Here is an 18859-nt window from a genome sequence, read left to right on the forward strand (position 1 = left end):
CATACAAATCAGGGCTCATTGGCTATTAAAATTCTTCTTCGTCAGAGATGCCCTCCCAACTAATTCCTAATGGTGTACTGTTCAAATTTACACTCTGAAGCCAATTCATTCGCTTGACCATGTCTGGAATTCCCTCAATTAAACCATTAGTTACACTCAAATAACGCAGCTTCTTCAGTTTCTCCAGTTCAGGTGGAAGCTCACGTATGCCCGAGTAGCCTATATCCAGAGTTACGAGTTCACTCAATTCACCAATCTCGGCTGGAATATGTTTCAGACCAAGGTCCGACTTCTCCTTTGGCTTCCACCCGGTCGGAACATGATAAGAACTACCGCAATAAATTCTAAGCTCTCGGAGTTGTTTCAATTTCCCAACGTCTTGGTGAATACCTTCCAAATCAGCCGTCATGATCTCCAATTCTTCCAATGATGTCAGTTCAAAAAGGGCTGGAGGAAGCGTATAAACATCCTGCTCAAAAATCGTCAAACGTTTCAAGTGCTTTAATTCCCGAATCCGTTCCGGAATCTCTTTCAAGTAATATGAACTAATATTCAGCACATCCGTCTGATGACTAATCGCATCGTCCAGTAAGGAATGAATGTCCTGATGTCGATCTAATCTAAAAAACAACCCTGTGATACGCTCCATTAACTCAATTGCTTCTTCTTGTGTAATGTGCATGCCATACATATTCTCATGAGCAACAGTGTAGAAGTAATCGCTCCCATCCTCTTTCAGAAAACAAAGATCATCCGGCAATGACGGATATAACCAGTCATGAAAGCGGTTGGCTTCCTCCTTAAGAACCTGCCCGGATTCAGGCGTACAACGATATATGTAATAGATGCCTTCTGCATACATTGCACCACTTTTCACCATCATTTCTTCCATCGTACTGCTTTCAATCAGATACGGATCCAATCTCCGTAACACTTTGGTTACTCTTTCAGGTGTAGGTTCTTCTGCATACTTTCTATCAACCAGCATAAACCGGTCTGTCTTCTCGATCAATTCGTCAATCAACAGTTCATAGGCCGTTCCTCTTGGGTCGGTGTGAAAAGCTACGGCTACCATATGATCCCCCTCATGGCTCTATATTCATTAAATCTGTAATCTGCTGTATCATCTGAAACCACTGTGGCATAGGCTGATATCATCAATCCAGTTATTGGAGGCTTATTACATGGCATACGGCCCTGGTTCAGTATCATCCCCGCAACCTGCGGGTTATCCTTACCCTTATTATCCGCCACCCCCACCGTATCCTTACCCTTATCCCTATCCATACCCGCCCATCGTTCCTGTTCCACTACCATATCCAATTGGCGGTCCTTGGTGGCATGGTGGATATCCCGGCGGTGGTTACCCCGGTGGACACCCTGGTCATTTCCCAGGAGGTGGCTATCCCGGTGGACCTCACGGAGGTGGACCTGGTGGTCCGGGTGGTCCAGGTGGACACGGAGGACCTCCAGGCGGCGGATTTCACGGACATCGTTTCTTCCACTGGTAATCCGTAATCATGAGACGTATCCAAAGTTCAGGTTCAGATCAGATCAGATAAAGAAGCTGCTTCGGCAGCTTCTTTGTTATTAAGGAATTATCTAATCGTTCAGGATTTAATACGTGATCTCATCCATCATCTTCAGATTACGGTTCGACATGCTGAGGAGATCCGTGAAGGTAGGTGTAAGGTAATAAACAAAGTCTGGATCGTGCACGTACATAATAATCTGCCCATACGTGCCTTCCGCCGTTGGATCAAAATCGAGCATCAGATACAGTGAACCTCCCGCGATTGTTGCAAAAGGAATCCATGCTTTATGGAACAGGTATGGCTTGATCTCCGGGTCCAACTGACTGATCTCCTCCGCAGAATAATGCTCTTCCAACTTCTCATCTACTTCACAGAAGTATTGTTTGGTCTCTCGAATCTCTTCCAATGACATCAGATAAAATGGTGTACATCGGCCCTTCTCGGCATCACCCGGGTACAGCACATGCAACCCGTAACCACTACCGTCTTTGCCTTGGTAAAAGGTACGAAAATCGCCAGGCAGCCGGACGCCATACTCCTTTTCGAATAGATCGAGACTTTCCTCGGATGCACCTTCCCGATGTTGATATTCTTCAAACAATTGCCGAATCTCGTGATCCTGTATTTTCTCATCTAACAAGTGATTCAGCTCGTCCATTAGCACGTTTAACGATACATTCGGCTCCAATCTCACCACACCTCCCTATTTCAGCCCTTCTCTTCTTGTAGATATTGATGATATTCCCAAAACGCTTCTTCCTCTCCGCCACCTTCAATCAGAATCATGACTGCGTAAGATAACAAATTAAGCCATTGTTCCATCAACGCCACCTGTTCGTCCGAGATGAGGTTGTTGCTGCGAAGCATACCCTCAGGTTCAACGGCCCAGGCACGTGCCATATGAGTAATTCCCCATAGACATGCCATGACTTCCCGATCCAGTGAAGGCTGTGCAAGTTCTGGTGCCAGAACCCGCAGTATCTCCATCAACTCATGAAAATTCTCCTCAATTAAATGTCCTCGAAAGGGCCGCAGACTGCCAATAAAACCGTTCTCCATCTTGGGATGACTCAGATCATCATAGGAAAAGGAATGACATTTTAATAACATTACTGCCTCTTCACGTTCCATTCCTTCACCCCTAACTAGTTCAAAATACGAACTTACCAGCGCAGAGGTTCTTCTCCACGCCACAACACATATCTCTCCAGCTCCCGAAGAGTGCCTGTACCGATCCCGTACTCGTCCATTTCTTTGGAACGAAGATCGAGCACATGCAGCATGCCACCATACGTGCCAACTGCAAGTTTGGACTGTTCCGGCGATACGGTGAGAGAATAGATGGTACTTCCCACAAAATGACGCCATACTTTCTTACCCTCGCCATTTACACAATATAGATAACCATATGCATCACCAAGCACCATGCCTGCCTCTATTTCAACCGCTGCATACACTCGTGCATTCTCATCCATGACCGGCCAATCTTCCTTCGTTTCGTTACCTGCGATTGATTCCAGCGGAACCTGTATCGTGACTCCGTTATAGAAATGACATGCGTTAAACCAGACGGTCTGGTTATTACTGGTGAATGCCGCATAATGAGGGTAGCTCGATTCTGGATAGAGAGAGTATGTTTTGTTCAGCTGGCGGTCCATCACCATATGATTGCTCCCTTGGCTACCAAATGCAATCCATCGACCATCCCGAGATACCGCTGCATGCCCCATATCTATCTGTGTATCCTCTAGCTCATACTCTTCGATCTCTGCCAGATCGGGATGAAGCAAGGTCACCTGATCTTGCGTTACAAGATATATCCCGTATCTTGAATGAATAAGTAGTGCTCTGCCTTCATCCATAGGTATAAGTCCTTCAAGTGTCCGTTCGGGATGCTCACAGTCCGCAAGTGATTCAATCCGAGGTAATGCCGACTGTATCCGGGCTTGAATATCTTCCCATCGATATGTCGCTATCTCCTGTCCTTCCAACCTGCGATCTGGATGACGAATAACACGAATCCCATCCGGTCCTGCAAGCGCATAGTCCAAACCGTCTGATGAGCAACCAGCAAAAGTATACGGAGAAATCAACTGCCACCCCTGCTGATCCATCGTATATATCTGACTATTCTCCGTGAAAATCCCCGTATGACATACAACCGTTTCCTCGTTCAGATAACCTACAACTTTGACAGCCTGCATGGAAGCCTGAAATGCCTCGCTCAATGGCCACGTCGCTGCTGGCAGCTCACGTCGTAGCATCTCCAAGTCACCGTGGAGATTGGCCTGTCTCACCATATGGAATACTTCAGTACTCATACCGCTTCTGGCATCTTCCTTCAGCTCGGATTCATCTGGTTGCTCTCCCTCCATGCCTTTCCGTACAAATGCATTGACATCCCTTGCATAACGCCTGCCTTCATTGCGCCATTGTTCCGCGATGTCTTCCTTTAACCAACTCATCTGTTCCCCTCCACTCTGCCTCTATTCATATGCCGTACAATGATGTGCCTGCAAGAACAAACTGATTTCGTTATCCGTCGCCTCCTCCGCACCATTCTTTTCTTCATAGAAAAGGGCAACTTCTCTCCCAGTTGCATAGTTAAATCGTAAATATCCTCCCATCGACACCATGAACATCTTGCACATGTACTCATTCTCCAACACAACATCCCACTTAAATTCTGTTTTGCATATATCGGCGAGTTCCTTCATGGAGCTTCCCTGTTCTGTTCCTGAAAAATGGTAAAACGTATGTTTCCGCAACTCATTCCACGGCTCAAAGTAAAGTGGCGTTATTGGTTTATCCTGATGGTAATACCCACAATAGATCCGGTCCAGCGTTTCGCCAAATTCAGTCTCCGTGCATGTCCATAAGGTGATATTCTCATCATGACGCGGTAGCCACAACAGCCCCTCAACTTCCGGATGAACAGCAAGGAAATCTCCATCTACAGAACTGCCGATGGAGATGCACTGCTCAAGTTGCTGCTGACTTATAGGCGAATCGTCCGTATGTATCCAAAAATCATATTCCACAAAAGGCTTCAACACTTCCGGGTCCGGCCTCTGCACATTCATCCAGCCCGTGTATGTACCCTCTCCGTATTGTTCAATCCAGGTCCGGTATGACAAAGGTAGCGAGATGGCGTGCTGTTGTTCAAAGTGATCCAGTTCCTCTGCTGGAACCGGTTTAAGTACACGGGATACAATATACATTTTTCGACATCTCCCATCTCAGTTTGGTTCATTCGTTTTCAGGATCTAAGCCAATTCTTCCTGCACAATTTCAGTCCATACTCCTTTACGATTCAGAATGCGAATGGCAAAGGCATCATATCCATCACGTTTGACCTGATCAAAATCCATGCGCTCTCCCGTAATCAGTTCATACGTACCATGCTCATCTACATCTTCGCCAAACTCATCATCCCAAGGCACATTGTAGTAGGCCGTCAACTCTACCTCAAAGATGTCCTCTCCTTCAACATCCAGATAAGGGCGAAGTGGTCTGTCATGTAGTGCTTCTTGCGAATAAGTCTCACATAACATGGCATCATATCCGTGCTTGGCGGCATCAATGAGCAGGTAGCGTTCACCCGTGACGGTATGCTCCGCATATACAAGAATCGGTGTCGAATCATGCCAGGTAATCAGATCATCTTCCGTCAAGTCACCATAATAAAAAATATGGAATTTATCATGTCCGTCACTCGATTGAAGTTTGCCTTTCCACTCTACTTCATCGGGTTTAATGTCCTCTTCCTTCCTAATTAATCCTTCCAGATAAGCAGGTCCGTGCTGTACACCATACGCATTCATCATCTCGCCTCCGATTTGTTCATTCGAATGGTAACCACTTTGTGTTCCTCATCCACCGTCAGTTTCACATCAATGTTAAGCTTGTCGCGAAATAACGCCGTAATATTGATATACGGATCGCGGGCAGCTTCGCTACTACCGCCACTATTACGGCTCATTCCCTGATGAATGATGGATTCTACCAGCTGTTTATCTCCCTTGCCGGTATTATCGTAGGTGTAGATCACCTGCCCATCCTGATCATACAGATTTAAGACCGTTGCAAAATCATTGGCGTTCTCATACTTTCTTTCAGTCTGCACATAGTTGTGATCCGTATGTTGATAGTTTACAGTACCAGCCAGATACGGATTGTCCCCGCCTGGCTTCACATCATACTCCTTATAAGCCAGATTAAACAGGTATTGGATATGATTCATATCAATCCGGTAATAAAACTGACGGTTATCTTCCTCTTTGTCCATCGCTGCAAAACTGTTAATCAGCGGCCAAGCCCCATAGGACTTCCCATTAACATCAACGGCCAGAGCATAGTCAGATAATACTGTCTCTTTTTGAAATACACCATAAGTCTGTAAAATAAAATAAGCTGGAATCATCAACATACCCAGAATGATTGCAAAAATAGCCAATTTAACTCGTAGTTTCATGTCTTCTCTCCTTGCAGCTTTAATGCTTCATCTTCGCTTTCAGTCTCATCCAGTCTTGTGCTGAAGCTTCGACAGTGTACGCACAACCACATCCCTGTTCTTCGCATCTTTAATATAAGCCGGAATACTATGTGAAGCTGTTCTTAAAGGCATATTTCCAGGTTTCTCACGCAGATCTGCGGAAACATAAGCAATGAGATAATTTAGGTGCTCCCGATTCACAGCCCATATGATTTTTCCTCTGAACTCATCCAGGAAGTATAGCTCCAACCCGAATACAGGATCTTTCCCTGCACGAATCTCGGAAAAACACCTTCCGTATGTCGATTTGGCATGTAATTCAACCTGATTAACAGCACCACAATGCGGACATTCCACATGCGTTGATCGGTGAGAAGTCTTCTTCCCGTCTGTGACTTCCACGTTAAACCAACGTTCACATACAGCGCAATTCCCCTTGGCTTTATATTGATATACTGGTTCTTCAAAAGCTTGAGCGTAACATTCGTAACACTTCCAACCCAGTTGACCATTCCGTTGATCAATCGAAGCATGCCCACTGCATTTGGGACATTTCACATCAATCCGCTCTCCCCGTCGAAGAACCGAATAGAAACTATACTTATACGCACCTTCATCTTCGAAACGTTTCATCCTGTATCCACCTTTCTTCTGAAACTACGACACACCCCGCGTCAAAATACTCAACATTTACCAATCCATCTCTCTAAAATTATATGAAACTCCGTTCCTCAGCACAACAATTGAAGACAGATTGTTGGAAATGCCTCTAATACGACATACCCAAGTGTGTGCCTCATCACACCCGTCTCCACCTCAATAACGTAATCTATAACTAAATAACTACTGAAATGAAAGAAAACCTGCTTTTTAGATTGTGAAAAACATCACTTGAGTAAAGGTTGTGCAACTATGTTCTCCTTACTGAATGTATATAAATGGTCACTCGTATTCGCTATATTCACAGCAACTCTCTCTCACTGTAGTTCAACCGATACGGTTAAACCTGTTCACCACGATGAAGTCTCCTCCTCTGCGATCAGTCACCCCCCGGTGGACCCGATCATTCGCAGAGAAGGTACTACGGTATATATTGAAATGACGGCCCAGGTTACAGATGTTGAAATCTCCGAAGGTGTAATCTACAATGCTTGGACATTTAATGGTACCGTTCCCGGACCCGTCCTACGAGTAACCGAGGGAGATACCTTGGTGTTCACGTTAAAAAATAAAGATTCCAGCCTGTCTCACTCCATGGATTTTCACGCCGTACATGCTGCTCCCAGCAGCAAATTTATTGATGTTATGCCAGGCGAGGAAGGTACGTTCACCTATCCCACCTCCTCACCCGGCGTATTCATGTATCACTGTGGAACCAAACCGGTTCTTGCCCATATCGCAAACGGGATGTACGGCATGATTATTGTGGAACCCAAGGCAGGATACCCTTCCGATCACTTGGTTGATCGTGAGTATACCCTTGTTCAGAGTGAATGGTACAAAGAACATGATTATGAAGCTTTTTTGAACGGGGAACCGGATTATGTCGTATTTAACGGTAATGATTATGGATTAATAAAACATCCCCTGTTAGCCAAAGTAGGAGATACGGTGCGGATCTATGTCAGTAATGCCGGCCCCAATGAAGTCTCATCCTTCCACGTTGTGGGTACCATTATGGACCGTGTGTATACTGATGGGAATCCACGCAACATTCAGTATGGAATACAGACGGTTATGCTTCCCGCAAGTGGTGGAGCTGTCGTAGAGTTCACCGTGACCGAAGAAGGTGATTATGCGATTGTAACGCATCAGTTCAACCATGTAGCCAAAGGCGCTGCCGCTGTTCTGCGTGTGACCAAGGATGGTACTGATCATGGTGGAACTGCCATGTCTCACTGAGACATGACAATAGATAACGGTTATACCCATTCTGAACAATTTCGAGGTGATTGACGATGATCTGTGCGCACGAAGCGAAGGATGCCTGTTTCTCCAAAGTATCTCTTTTCCAGCATCTAGATCCATCCGAAACTGCATTACTGACCTCCCTTTTGCATACCCGCAAATATAACAAAGGTGAAGTTGTCGTCCAGGAGGGCGAACGCTCAGATACGCTTTACGTGGTTCATCAGGGATGTGTGAAGTTATCCAAATACAATGAAAGTGGCAAGGAACATATTATGCGGTTTCTGTTTCCCGGCGATTTCTTCGGACAAGATTCCCTATTACACCAAAAACCACATGCTGCAAACGCTGAAGTTCTGGAGCCTTCGGCCATCTGCTCCATCAACAAACATGACTTTGACCAGTTACTTGAACATGATCCAAAGCTTGCTTATCATTTCCTGCTTGCCATTTCCAATCTTCTCCGTGAAACCGATGAATGGAACAGCTCGCTTAGTGCGATGACAACGGAACAGAAGATTGCCAAGTTGCTTTTGTATTTCCATACCCGAAATCATGCAAAGCATGAGATTCGCTTGCCTGTTTTCAAAAAAGATATGGCTCTGTTACTCGGTATTACACCCGAAACACTTAGTCGCAAACTTACCATGATGCAAACTCAGGGACTTCTTCAGGTTACAGGAAACTGCATTCTTATTCTTCAACTGGAACAGCTCAGGGAAAGAATGGAACCGCCTGTCCGAAGCCAATGAATTAGGTAAGAAAACTTGCGAATGCTGAGGAAGCTGTTTTGGCAAAAAAAGTATCCGATCAGAAACCACTCTGTTCGGATACTTCTTTTTTATAAATTCAACTCAGCGATTTGAAGCTTATTCTGTCATCTACAGATCGAGCAACAGCGACACAAGCAATCCCATGGATGCAATCAAACCCACTACAGGTCCGCCTTCTTCAAATGCCTCCGGCATCATCGTCGAGCAGATCATGGCAATGATTCCGCCACCTGCAAATGCACCAATCGCTGCACCCATCTCCTCTGGAAGCTGTTCCAGAAACAGATATCCACCCAGTGCTGCAAGCGCGGAGATCAACATTACACTCAGCCACATTAATATGATTTTGCCACGACTGTACATGCCCTGTAGTCCAACTGTACTGGACAGACCTTCAGGAATGTTACTGACAAAGATCGATACTACCAGAACCACACTGACACCGTTTCCGGCCAGCAAGCTGGCTCCAAGCATGATAGATTCCGGGATAGCATCCATTACCGTGCCTGCAAAGATCCCAAGCCCGCTTTGATTCGAGTCTCCCGACTTTGCCGAACGTTTACGCCCCGCTCCTCCCTTTGCAGAAACGAGCAGGTCAAACAGGGTATACACGACGGCACCCGCCGTAAATCCAATGGCTGTAGGTATAATTCCTCCATCATTCAGCGCATCTCCGAGAAGTTCAAAGGTCGCTGCACCAATTAATGTTCCTGTCCCAAAAGCCATGATCCAGCCAATGACTCGTTTGGGTATCTTCAGAAACAAGGCTGCGAGTGCGCCAATAACCACCGCTGAGGCAGAGATGCCGCCCCACATGAATGCAGTCCACATCCGGGCCGACCCCTCTCTTGTTTAATCATATTCTATCATTCCATTAACCCTCGTTGAGCAATCAAAAACAGTGATGTGGCTTTACGGTGATCTATATCACCTGATGTGTTCAAAAATCACGCTATGATACAATGATGTCGTCGTTCAGAACTATGAACACAGAGAGGAGAGATTCTCATGAGTAGGGTAAACAAAGATACAACAGTGGAGTTTCTACAACAGTTCCCCATCTTCCATGACCTTAGCCCCGAGGAATTAAAGCAAGTCGAAGATATCGCCATTTCCAGAAGCATTCAGAAGAAATCGGTTATTTTCAGCGAAGGAAGCGAAAAAGAAGCTGTTTTTTTCATCCGTACCGGCATAGTAAAGGCCTATAAAACCGATGAGAACGGGCATGAACAGATTGTCTCTTTCCTCAAAACAGGAGATATGTTCCCACACACCGGCTTTTTTAACGCGCACCCTTACCCGGCTACCGCAGAAGCCATTACCCCTACCGAACTACTAGCCATACCTGTCCGACTTTTCGAACGATTAATGCTGAGTACACCCTCCATTGCGATCAAAATTATGCGTGTGCTCGGTGATAAAATAAGAGAATTACAGGATAAATTGCAGGTGCTGTCTGGTCAGGATGTACGCAATCGTGTGCTTTCCTTCCTCCTTATGCTCGCAGAGCAGCACGGACAGACACATGGGGACCAAGTGATTATCAACCTGCCCATGACACATCAGGAGTTTGCCAATTCCATTGGTACAACAAGGGAAACAGCAAATCGGCTTTTAAACCAGCTTACAAAAGAAAATTTGCTAGAAGTGGATCGCAGCCGAATCATTATTCATGATTTGCAAGCTTTGAAACAACAAAGGGATGCGTGACCACCCTGCACCCAGATACATTGTTTTCTCCCACGCTATTACATTAAACTGTGTGTGCACAAAGACCTTAACGCCCGTAATTGTTGTTAAGGTCTCTTTCGCATGCACAATTAGCATTATACGTATCAGGATATTGTTAGCTTTGGCTTGCCTATGGCACTCTTTCCACTCAGGATTCTGACTTAAATAAGGCGAGTCTATGACATTAAAAAAGGTGTGACCCTGCTCACACAGACCCCTCTTCACGTTTTCTATAATCAAATTGCAACACCACACTATCCCTATTTGGAGGAATGACACATGAACACATACACAGCAACCATTAATGCCACGGAGTATCCACCGCATTTGAAACATAAAGTTATTTTCGAAACGTTTGATCAGTTGCAACCACAGGAATCCATGCTGCTCATTAACGATCACGATCCAAAACCCCTTCGATTCCAGTTCCAGTCCACACATCCCGATGGCTTCAACTGGGAGTATATTGAGCAAGGCCCTACAACCTTCCAGGTCAAAATCAGCAAATTATAGATTGGAGCTGAACCGCTATGGCGCACGTTGAAATCATTGACGATACTACACTTCGCATCACGCTACGGCTGGAAGACGCCACAACCATGGTTCAAATGGCGCAGCGGGAGCAAGCGGAATATGCGCAAGAGATTATCACCATTTACGAAAAAATGCCTGTATTCGAATATACTCATTTCTGTTTTTACGCCTATGACAGTGCAAGACTTTTTGAGCGTGTGCTCGGCATGGACCCCAAAGCCTATCTTTCCTTCTCCCTCGATGCGCCGGAGTCATTCTTTTATGCGCTGCACGGTGGAATGGCCGCCCTGTATGAATCATCTCTACAGTTGGTACAACAGGCGGATGTAGCTAGTGCAGGATCGGATGTGAACGCACATGTCTCCATCTGATGTCCATATTGTTGAATTGGATGTGCGTCCTCATCTGAGTAAAAAGTTGGAGCCGTTTCAACTGATCATGGACACGGTCAAAGGCCTTCAGCATGAAGATGTATTTGTACTACACGCTCCATTCAAACCAACGCCCCTGCTCGGTATTCTCAAGATGAAAGGATACTCCAGCACATCGGAACGAAAAGGTTCAGATCACTGGGTTACCACGTTTGTGCACAAAAAAAATAAAACCGGTGACAAAGCATTATCTTCAATAGTTTTATCTGGATCGGAATTCGATTCTGAGCCCGGTTCAGACGAAGAATCAGCTTCATGCAAAGGCCATCCGGAGGAGCAAGCTGTTGCGATTGAAAACTTTGAATCCCTACAGGCGCCCACCGTGATACTGGACAATCGCGGATTGGAACCGCCACAACCCATGATGCGAACACTTGCTGCACTGGAACGTTGCAAACCTGGGGAAGTCGTACTGATTCATAATGACCGTGTGCCAGTCTTCCTGATTGAAGAGTTGAACAACCTCGGTTGCCCCTTCACGGTTGAGGATCAAGCCGATGGTACGGCCAAAGTGAGAATTGAAAAAGGGTAAGGAGGCAAAAGCCATGTCCAGGTTGCCGTTTCTTTTTATTATCACGGGCATCTTTGGATTTATAATGTATCATGCATTCTCCCTGCTCTCGCTAACAGGCTGGCTTGGTGATGAACTCAGAGGTCCCGAAGGCTGGTTTCATGCTCATCTGTTTGTGCTTGGGTGGGCAACCATGCTGGCCATGGGTGCCGTTTATCAGTTGATACATGTTATTTTGCAATCCAATATCTACAGTCTGTTTCTCGGTTATTGTCATTATTTCTTGTTCAGTATCGGAATCGTGGGCATGTTATACGGCTTCATTCGTGCAGATGTCACCTGGATTGCCGGTTCTGCTACACTCGCCCTTTCGGGCATTCTAGTGTTCGGATGGAACATGACCGTCACCCTTTTCCGAGCTTCACAATGGAACCCTGTGACGATTAGCGCCGCCTGCGCCTGTCTTTATCTTGTGTTAACCGGGTTGTCCGGCATGCTGATGGGGTTGAATTTTGCCTTTGGTGATTGGAACGGTCTACATGAACGCTTATTCGGCGCACATATCTGGATGGGTACACTCGGCTGGTTTGGCATGTTGATTACCGGATTCAGTTACAAAATGCTTCCGATGTTCTACTTGTCCCACGAGTATTCCATTCGACTGCAAAAAGTGGTCTTGGTTCTGTGGAATGCAGCTGTAGTTACTGGCGTTGTCGCATTTCTGACAGGTATCAAGGGAGGATTGCTCTGGCTTGCGCTCTTACTTCTAACCGCCGCCCTTCTCTTCTATGTGTATCACTTGGAGCAAATTCAGGAGAAACGGCACAAAAGTAACCCAGGTCCGGGCATTCGCTGGTCTGTCTATGTAAGTCGTGCGTTTGCTGTATATGCAGTTGCCCTACTGATCTATTCCTCGCAAGGGACTGAACTGCTGCTTCATCCACGTGTTGTTCTGCTTTCTGGATGGGTATATCTCGGGGGCTGGGTGTCTCTCAACATACTTGGTTATGCCTCCAAAATCGTGCCTTTTCTATGGTGGACCCACAAATATGGCAAGCAGGCAGGCAGACCCGAAACACCACTGATGGCAGGTATGCTGAGTGAACAGTATGTCAATTGGGGTATGCTCGCCATGGTCGCTGGAAGCCTGTTGCTTGTCAGTGGAATTCTGATTAATCTGGCTGAGGTCATGATGGTTGGAGGGACGATCTTGTCTCTTGTCTCCATCGTTTATATAACAAATATTGCTCTGGTATTCAGACGTTAACATAAATAAGGTGGACTGGAGAGTGAACATGATGGAACAAACCACGCATTTGCTGGAATGTCTCAAGGAAGTGTATGACCCTGAATTAGGTGTCAATATCGTTGACCTGGGTCTGGTCTATGAAGTAAGGGAAGAGTCTGAACGGGTTCATGTACGAATGACGCTGACTACACCAGGTTGCCCGCTGCATGATACAATTGTTGGTGCGGTGAAATGGGTTTTGCAGAAAAATACAAATAAGACCGATATTGATGTTCAAGTGGTCTGGGAGCCACAATGGTCTCCACAGCTGATGTCGAATGAAGCCAAAGAAATGTTGGGATACTTCTAGGCAGAATGAACAGTGACCGGATGAATGAACAAATTGCTGCCGGAATACGAAAAAGCATACTTAAGATCTGATGTTCTCAGACCCAGGTATGCTTTTTGTTTTGCGATGGGAACATACTCTTGATCAAGATATTCTTGAATAAAAATAAATAAGGAAACTCCAGAATAGAGTTTCCCTTATATTAGTGCCTATCAGTGAATCATTACATCGATTCCTTGATATTAGATGTTAGATGTCCTTTGCATAGGATGCTGCTGGCACTTTATTTAACACCACGAACAAACGAACTTCCTGATCTCCTGTATTATGGAATGCGAACTCCACCTCACCGCCGCAATGGATCACATCCTCTTGTTTCACCGCTTGTTCTTTTCCATCCAGCATAAGTGTGCCTGTGCCTTCGACTACCAGTAAAATAACCTCTGTGCCCGGATGTTTATGAACGGGAAGCTGCTGCCCTGGCAGAAAATGAAGGACAAAGGTCACTCCACAACCCTGTTGGAATAAAACCCGTTTCGTAAACCGGTCCTCACTGAATGTTTTGACTTCTTGCAATGACGTGATACTCATCATAATCGTCCTCCTCGATAATATCATCTGTTGATGCATTCATCTTAACGCTAGAAAGCCCGCGTTTCCTTGATCTGAATCAAGAAAATGCGGGCAATGAACAAATCATGAGTCGGTCCTAATGACCGTTTGTTTCTAAGATAGTTACACCATCATTTTGCGCAGAGAAGCGATATATCTCGAACGTATAATGATGAAATAAAACGTCTGTGCAAGTACAAAGGCACCAAATACAGTCAACACCGGCATCGTATAATTGGTAATACCGAATTCAATAAGAAATGGCTTAACCACGACCAAAGTTTCAATGATAGCTACCCCGATCGGTAAAAAGAACAAGATGGCAATCTGAACGGTGGATGATCGTTTCATCTCCTGGAAACTGAGACCCATTTTCGATAGAGAATGCACCATCTTTCCATCCGCTTCAAGATCGGTATGCAGTCTGAAATACAAAAAGCTTGCGGAAGAGATGGAGAAGATTAATCCGATAAATATGCCCAGAAAGGTAAAGAGTGCTGTACCTTGTCTGTATCTCTCAAAATCTCCATATCGAGTGCTCAGATATCCGGAGTAATTATCATCCGAAGCATTATCGCTTCGAATGGTATCTGCGGAAGACAGAATCTGATCGCTAACCATGGCTTCCGAGGAGTGTCGGTCAGGTACAGCATGACCCCAGGCAGGAATCTGATACAGAACTTTGCCAGATAACCTGTATCCTTTGATCTGTTGTGTGATCTCTTCAAACTTCTCATCCGGGAGGACAACCACAGCTGTTGAATAGATCAAGGTTGCAAACCGTGTCTCAACATCCGTAGCTGTAACTGTTGCTTGCATTGAGCCAGCTTCCAGATTCAAGGTCAATGTGTCTCCTTCCGCATAATTGCGAAATCTGTTGCGATCGATCTGAGCCTGATTCTTCACATTACGGGAATCTACAAACAATGCTGAGTCTGAATCCAATTGGAATGTCTTTTTTCCTAGGATTGTATTGAATCGGTTGTAATGACTGAGCGGCATGACCGAGACAGCACTCAGATCCGCATCAGACCAGAAGTACTCCAAATACACTTGCTGATAATCCAAGCCTGCGGCTTGAAGTCTCGAATCAACGGCGCTCATATCCAATTGATCCGAGGGTGTGTATACATTGTATTGGACTGCAAAATCATTATTGATAAACTGCTCCCGATTCTCCTGATCCAGTGACAAAATCACCACTGCACTCATCGAAGCAATTGCAATCACCACGGTCACCATAAAGAGCATGCGAGCATTATCCTTCATTTTGTAACTCATCTCTGAGATCCATAACAGACGTGTACCACGCCATACCGTTTTACGATTACGCTTCAATAAACGGATGATGAGCACGGAAAGTTGTGAATAGAAAAAATACGTCCCGGCTATCCCTGTTACTGCTGCAAGCATGATTGTTCCGCCATTTAACCCGCTACGGAGTACCACAAAACCTACTGTAAGTAATGCAAAACCCAGAAGTGAGAAGAACCATGAAGCTTTGGGCTCTTTTTTAGGTTTGTTGGTTCCCGTCAAGAGCTCTAACGTCCGCTTGTTCCCGATAAAGAGTAATGTGAAGAGTGAAATGCAGAAAAACAATATCAAAAAGGCCCCGATCGTAATCAGAATCGCTTTCACGGGAAAATAAAAGGGCAAATCGTCCATCCCGATAAAACGAGTCGTTAACATCAGAAACAGCTTGGACAACAACATACCTCCCCCGATACCGGCAATAATGGACAGGCAGCCGATCAACATGTTTTCCAAAATGACCAATTTCCGAATCTGTGCGGGCTCTGCACCAAGTATGGTCAGAATACCAAACTCTTTGTTCCGTGATTTGAGAAAAGCACTGATAGAATACATGACAAAGAAAAATGCAAACACATATACAATGATCGAAGCCACCTGCATCCCCGTAGCAGTTGTGTCTCCCATCGGCAACTCTTTCACATACGGATGATAGATGAACACCGCATAAGCGAAGAAAATCATGACCATAAACACACTACTTAGAAAAAAAGCAATATACGCTCGCCCGTTCCGGCGAATATTGTTAAACGCGAACTGAGGAAAGCTCATGTGAATTCCCTCCCCAGAAGGATAAAGTATCAATGATCCGCTGGAAGAACGTCTGTCGATTATCTCCGCGGTGCACCTCGGCTGCCAGTTTTCCGTCCTTGATGAACACGATGCGGTTACAATAACTTGCCGCAAGCGGGTCATGTGTGACCAACATAATGGTCGTTTTCTCCTGCTGGTTAATCTGTTCAAGGGACTCCATGACCGCTTGGGATGACGTAGAGTCCAGGGCACCGGTTGGTTCATCCGCCATAACAATCGAAGGCATATTAATCATGGATCTCGCAATGGCTGTTCGTTGTCGCTGTCCGCCCGAGATTTCGTAAACTCGTTTATCCAAAATGTGATCAATCCCAAGCTTGGCTGTAATACGATGAAGTCTGCTCTCCATCTCCTTCAGTTTGACCTTGTCCAGTGTCAATGGGAGTACAATATTCTCAGCAACCGTCAGCGTGTCCAACAGATTGAAATCCTGAAAGACAAATCCGAGTTCCCGACGCCGGAACATGGCAAGTTCCTTCTTTTTCATATCAAAAGGATTCATGCCATTAATCAGAACCTTGCCTGAGCTGGGTTCATCAATGGTGGAAACCATGTTTAACAATGTAGTTTTGCCACTGCCAGACGGACCCATAATGCCCACAAACTCACCTTGTTTAATTGTCAGATGAATATCACTAAGGGCTTGAGTTTGCACTTTACCCTGATATACTTTGCTCAGTGCCGATACTTGTAACATTTCCATGTGTATTCCCCTCCGAATCTTTCATTCTATATACGTTAATTCTATTCTTATCCTAACGGACCTCCCGTAACGGTGCTATCGAATTACCTTAAACTTCCCTTACAGCGCGTTTAAGGTTCTGTTCCCCTGCCTCCTCTATCACACTCCTATGCATTAAAAAAAGCACCTCGCCCATGGGCAAAGCGCTCTTCACTTCGGATATTTCGATTGAACCCAGCTGAATCTGACCAATGTTCCCTCATTCGGCTCCGAAAACAACTCCACACGATTATCCAGTCGGGCACTGATCTCACGGACCAGGTATAACCCCATCCCTGTGGATTCGTGGTATTGTCTGCCTCGTTCGCCTGTAAAATAGGGATTGAACACACGATGAATGTCCTCGGACGAGATGCCGATTCCCTCATCCTGAATGTCCAGGATTGTACGCTCTTCCTGCTTATAGCCTGTAATGATCACTTTTTTGCCTGATTTGCTATCGGAATAGTTCACGGCATTGGTCAGGATCTGGGTGAACATGAACCGCAGCCACTTGGAGTCACTGTAGATCTGAAGTTCTTCCTCTATACGGATATCCGGCGTAATGCCTCTGCGTATAAACAAACGTCGGTTCTCTGCAATGCTGCTTCGAAGCACTTCTTGCATAGACAACAGCTCCACACGAAAATCTCCTTCAAACTGTTCAAGCCGGGATGAATGCAAGACCATTTCAAGTCCTTTGCGCATTTTATCCAGCTCATCCTGAATGCTGCCAGCTGTCTCATCTTCCACATCTTCCAAGGTCAGTTGAATAATAGACAACGGTGTCTTCATCTGATGAACCCAGCGATTCATGAATACCACCTGCTGCTCCTTGCTAGTACATAACTGACCTATCTCGTTCTGCCGATTACGCTCCAGTTCATGTAACAATTCCTGGACGGCCTCCGCCACAACCGAATTTCCAAGCGTTTGAAAGGGCTCGTTTACCCGTTTACGTGGTTGTTCAAGGAGATGATAATATGCTCGTAGCTGGAAGTAACGTATGATCAGATAGACCATCAGCACAACGGTACTGATCAGCACGCCATAGAGGACAATTTTCATCGGGCGATCTTCACCAGAGAGCCAATACACACATGGAACCAGCAACATCTGCAGCACATAGAATCCAACTAACATCTGGTGGTCTTTCAGGAAAAGTCTCATTTCCCTTTCCCTTTCCCCTGTGAGGACGAATCCAGATCCAACACACGATAACCCGCTCCGCGAACCGTCTCCAAAATCTCTTCTGCACCCAGCTCCTTCAACTTCCGGCGAACACGTGTAATATATACATTCAACGTATTATCATCAATAAAATGTTGATCTTCCCACATCTGTTCAAGTAATTTTTCCCGGCTGACCACTCGCCCTGCCTTCGCCATCAGCGCTTCCACCAGTATGGCTTCCTTCTGTGTCAGCTCTGTTAAGCGTTCATCATATTCCAATACAAATCGCTCAGGATAAAGGATCATGGGACCGTTCTTCACCTTTGCTTCCTGCTGCACAGCAGCGTAAGAACCATAGGCTCTGCGCAGCTGACTGCGGACTTTGGCAAGAACGACTTCATATTGAAAAGGTTTTGTAATATAATCATCCGCTCCATGTTCCAATGCCATAATCTGATCCATACCACTATCCCGAGCGGATATGAATAAAATGGGACATATGGAATGTGTGCGTATCTGTCTGCACCAATAGTAGCCATCGTATTGAGGCAAATTCACATCCATCAGCACCAGATCCGGTTCCATCTTCACAAATTCATCCAATACATGACGGAAATCATCTGTGACCTGTACCTGAAATCCATTTCGGGTCAGATAAGCCGCCAGCAATCCTGCAAGCTTGGCATCATCTTCAACCAACAATATCGACTGCATCGTTAACCCTCTTTCCGTTTC

The 18859-nt window shown here is 45.6% G+C and carries 23 protein-coding genes; 9 read left to right on the plus strand and 14 right to left on the minus strand.

The features are described from left to right. Positions 1 to 25 precede the first annotated feature (25 nt). Positions 26 to 1075, minus strand: a complete 1050-nt coding sequence (locus MKY87_RS03820; protein WP_339783103.1) for a leucine-rich repeat domain-containing protein — start codon at positions 1073 to 1075, stop codon at positions 26 to 28. Positions 1076 to 1184: 109 nt separating this feature from the next. Between MKY87_RS03820 and MKY87_RS03825 the strand changes: the two genes are divergently transcribed. Next, positions 1185 to 1511, plus strand: a complete 327-nt coding sequence (locus MKY87_RS03825) for a hypothetical protein (RefSeq protein WP_339783102.1) — start codon at positions 1185 to 1187, stop codon at positions 1509 to 1511. Between the two features lie 106 nt (positions 1512 to 1617). On the opposite strand, the gene MKY87_RS03830 is transcribed toward MKY87_RS03825, so the two are convergent. From MKY87_RS03830 to MKY87_RS03860, 7 genes are read right to left on the minus strand one after another with little or no spacing between them, the layout of a single operon-like run. Next, a complete protein-coding gene (locus MKY87_RS03830; RefSeq protein ID WP_340963012.1) occupies positions 1618 to 2223 on the minus strand; it encodes an SMI1/KNR4 family protein in 606 nt (201 codons plus the stop codon). 20 nt (positions 2224 to 2243) lie between these two features. Then, a complete protein-coding gene (locus MKY87_RS03835) occupies positions 2244 to 2666 on the minus strand; it encodes a hypothetical protein (protein WP_339783098.1) in 423 nt (140 codons plus the stop codon). 32 nt (positions 2667 to 2698) lie between these two features. Next, entirely contained in the window at positions 2699 to 4000 is a 1302-nt protein-coding gene (locus MKY87_RS03840; protein ID WP_339783096.1) for a hypothetical protein, read from the minus strand. 21 nt (positions 4001 to 4021) lie between these two features. After that, a complete protein-coding gene (locus tag MKY87_RS03845) occupies positions 4022 to 4756 on the minus strand; it encodes an SMI1/KNR4 family protein (RefSeq protein WP_339783095.1) in 735 nt (244 codons plus the stop codon). Between the two features lie 45 nt (positions 4757 to 4801). Beyond that, positions 4802 to 5362, minus strand: a complete 561-nt coding sequence (locus MKY87_RS03850; RefSeq protein WP_339783093.1) for a hypothetical protein — start codon at positions 5360 to 5362, stop codon at positions 4802 to 4804. Continuing rightward, a complete protein-coding gene (locus tag MKY87_RS03855) occupies positions 5359 to 6009 on the minus strand; it encodes a hypothetical protein (protein ID WP_340963017.1) in 651 nt (216 codons plus the stop codon). The genes MKY87_RS03850 and MKY87_RS03855 overlap by 4 nt, the downstream gene beginning before the upstream one ends. 45 nt (positions 6010 to 6054) lie before the next feature. After that, the gene (locus MKY87_RS03860) at positions 6055 to 6663 is read right to left on the minus strand and encodes a hypothetical protein (RefSeq protein WP_340963018.1); all 609 of its coding nucleotides are present in this window, start codon (positions 6661 to 6663) and stop codon (positions 6055 to 6057) included. A gap of 279 nt (positions 6664 to 6942) precedes the next feature. On the opposite strand from MKY87_RS03860, the gene MKY87_RS03865 reads away from it, so the two are divergent. Both MKY87_RS03865 and MKY87_RS03870 read left to right on the plus strand, forming a co-directional pair. Then, on the plus strand, positions 6943 to 7932 hold the full coding sequence (locus MKY87_RS03865) for a multicopper oxidase domain-containing protein (protein WP_340963021.1): 990 nt from the start codon (positions 6943 to 6945) through the stop codon (positions 7930 to 7932). A 56-nt stretch (positions 7933 to 7988) separates the two neighbouring features. Continuing rightward, positions 7989 to 8690, plus strand: a complete 702-nt coding sequence (locus MKY87_RS03870; protein ID WP_340963023.1) for a Crp/Fnr family transcriptional regulator — start codon at positions 7989 to 7991, stop codon at positions 8688 to 8690. Positions 8691 to 8819: 129 nt separating this feature from the next. Here MKY87_RS03870 and MKY87_RS03875 read toward each other — a convergent pair whose 3' ends face one another. Then, on the minus strand, positions 8820 to 9542 hold the full coding sequence (locus MKY87_RS03875) for a ZIP family metal transporter (protein ID WP_340963025.1): 723 nt from the start codon (positions 9540 to 9542) through the stop codon (positions 8820 to 8822). A 177-nt stretch (positions 9543 to 9719) separates the two neighbouring features. On the opposite strand from MKY87_RS03875, the gene MKY87_RS03880 reads away from it, so the two are divergent. From MKY87_RS03880 to MKY87_RS03905, 6 genes are all read left to right on the plus strand, one after another. Further along, a complete protein-coding gene (locus MKY87_RS03880) occupies positions 9720 to 10421 on the plus strand; it encodes a Crp/Fnr family transcriptional regulator (RefSeq protein ID WP_340963028.1) in 702 nt (233 codons plus the stop codon). A 300-nt stretch (positions 10422 to 10721) separates the two neighbouring features. After that, the gene (locus tag MKY87_RS03885) at positions 10722 to 10955 is read left to right on the plus strand and encodes a DUF2249 domain-containing protein (RefSeq protein ID WP_091029052.1); all 234 of its coding nucleotides are present in this window, start codon (positions 10722 to 10724) and stop codon (positions 10953 to 10955) included. A 17-nt stretch (positions 10956 to 10972) separates the two neighbouring features. Further along, a complete protein-coding gene (locus MKY87_RS03890; RefSeq protein WP_339783081.1) occupies positions 10973 to 11347 on the plus strand; it encodes a hypothetical protein in 375 nt (124 codons plus the stop codon). Then, the gene (locus MKY87_RS03895; protein ID WP_339783079.1) at positions 11334 to 11939 is read left to right on the plus strand and encodes a DUF2249 domain-containing protein; all 606 of its coding nucleotides are present in this window, start codon (positions 11334 to 11336) and stop codon (positions 11937 to 11939) included. Before MKY87_RS03890 ends, MKY87_RS03895 begins: the two co-directional genes overlap by 14 nt. A gap of 13 nt (positions 11940 to 11952) precedes the next feature. Further along, the gene (locus tag MKY87_RS03900; RefSeq protein ID WP_340963031.1) at positions 11953 to 13185 is read left to right on the plus strand and encodes a hypothetical protein; all 1233 of its coding nucleotides are present in this window, start codon (positions 11953 to 11955) and stop codon (positions 13183 to 13185) included. 31 nt (positions 13186 to 13216) lie between these two features. Then, entirely contained in the window at positions 13217 to 13516 is a 300-nt protein-coding gene (locus MKY87_RS03905) for a metal-sulfur cluster assembly factor (protein ID WP_340967373.1), read from the plus strand. 228 nt (positions 13517 to 13744) lie between these two features. On the opposite strand, the gene MKY87_RS03910 is transcribed toward MKY87_RS03905, so the two are convergent. From MKY87_RS03910 to MKY87_RS03930, 5 genes are all read right to left on the minus strand, one after another. Beyond that, on the minus strand, positions 13745 to 14089 hold the full coding sequence (locus MKY87_RS03910; RefSeq protein WP_340963033.1) for a cupin domain-containing protein: 345 nt from the start codon (positions 14087 to 14089) through the stop codon (positions 13745 to 13747). A gap of 141 nt (positions 14090 to 14230) precedes the next feature. Continuing rightward, positions 14231 to 16189: an ABC transporter permease gene (locus tag MKY87_RS03915; RefSeq protein ID WP_340963036.1), complete on the minus strand. Its 1959-nt coding sequence runs from the start codon at positions 16187 to 16189 to the stop codon at positions 14231 to 14233. After that, positions 16164 to 16934 (minus strand): ABC transporter ATP-binding protein, encoded by a 771-nt coding sequence (locus MKY87_RS03920; protein WP_340963039.1) that lies wholly within the window; start codon positions 16932 to 16934, stop codon positions 16164 to 16166. The genes MKY87_RS03915 and MKY87_RS03920 overlap by 26 nt, the downstream gene beginning before the upstream one ends. Before the next feature lie 189 nt (positions 16935 to 17123). Next, a complete protein-coding gene (locus MKY87_RS03925; RefSeq protein WP_340963040.1) occupies positions 17124 to 18095 on the minus strand; it encodes a sensor histidine kinase in 972 nt (323 codons plus the stop codon). A gap of 23 nt (positions 18096 to 18118) precedes the next feature. Beyond that, complete coding sequence (locus tag MKY87_RS03930) at positions 18119 to 18838, minus strand: response regulator transcription factor (protein WP_340963042.1); 720 nt, start codon at positions 18836 to 18838, stop codon at positions 18119 to 18121. Positions 18839 to 18859 lie beyond the last annotated feature (21 nt).

Source organism: Paenibacillus sp. FSL R7-0198 (assembly GCF_038000415.1).
GTDB lineage: Bacteria > Bacillota > Bacilli > Paenibacillales > Paenibacillaceae > Paenibacillus.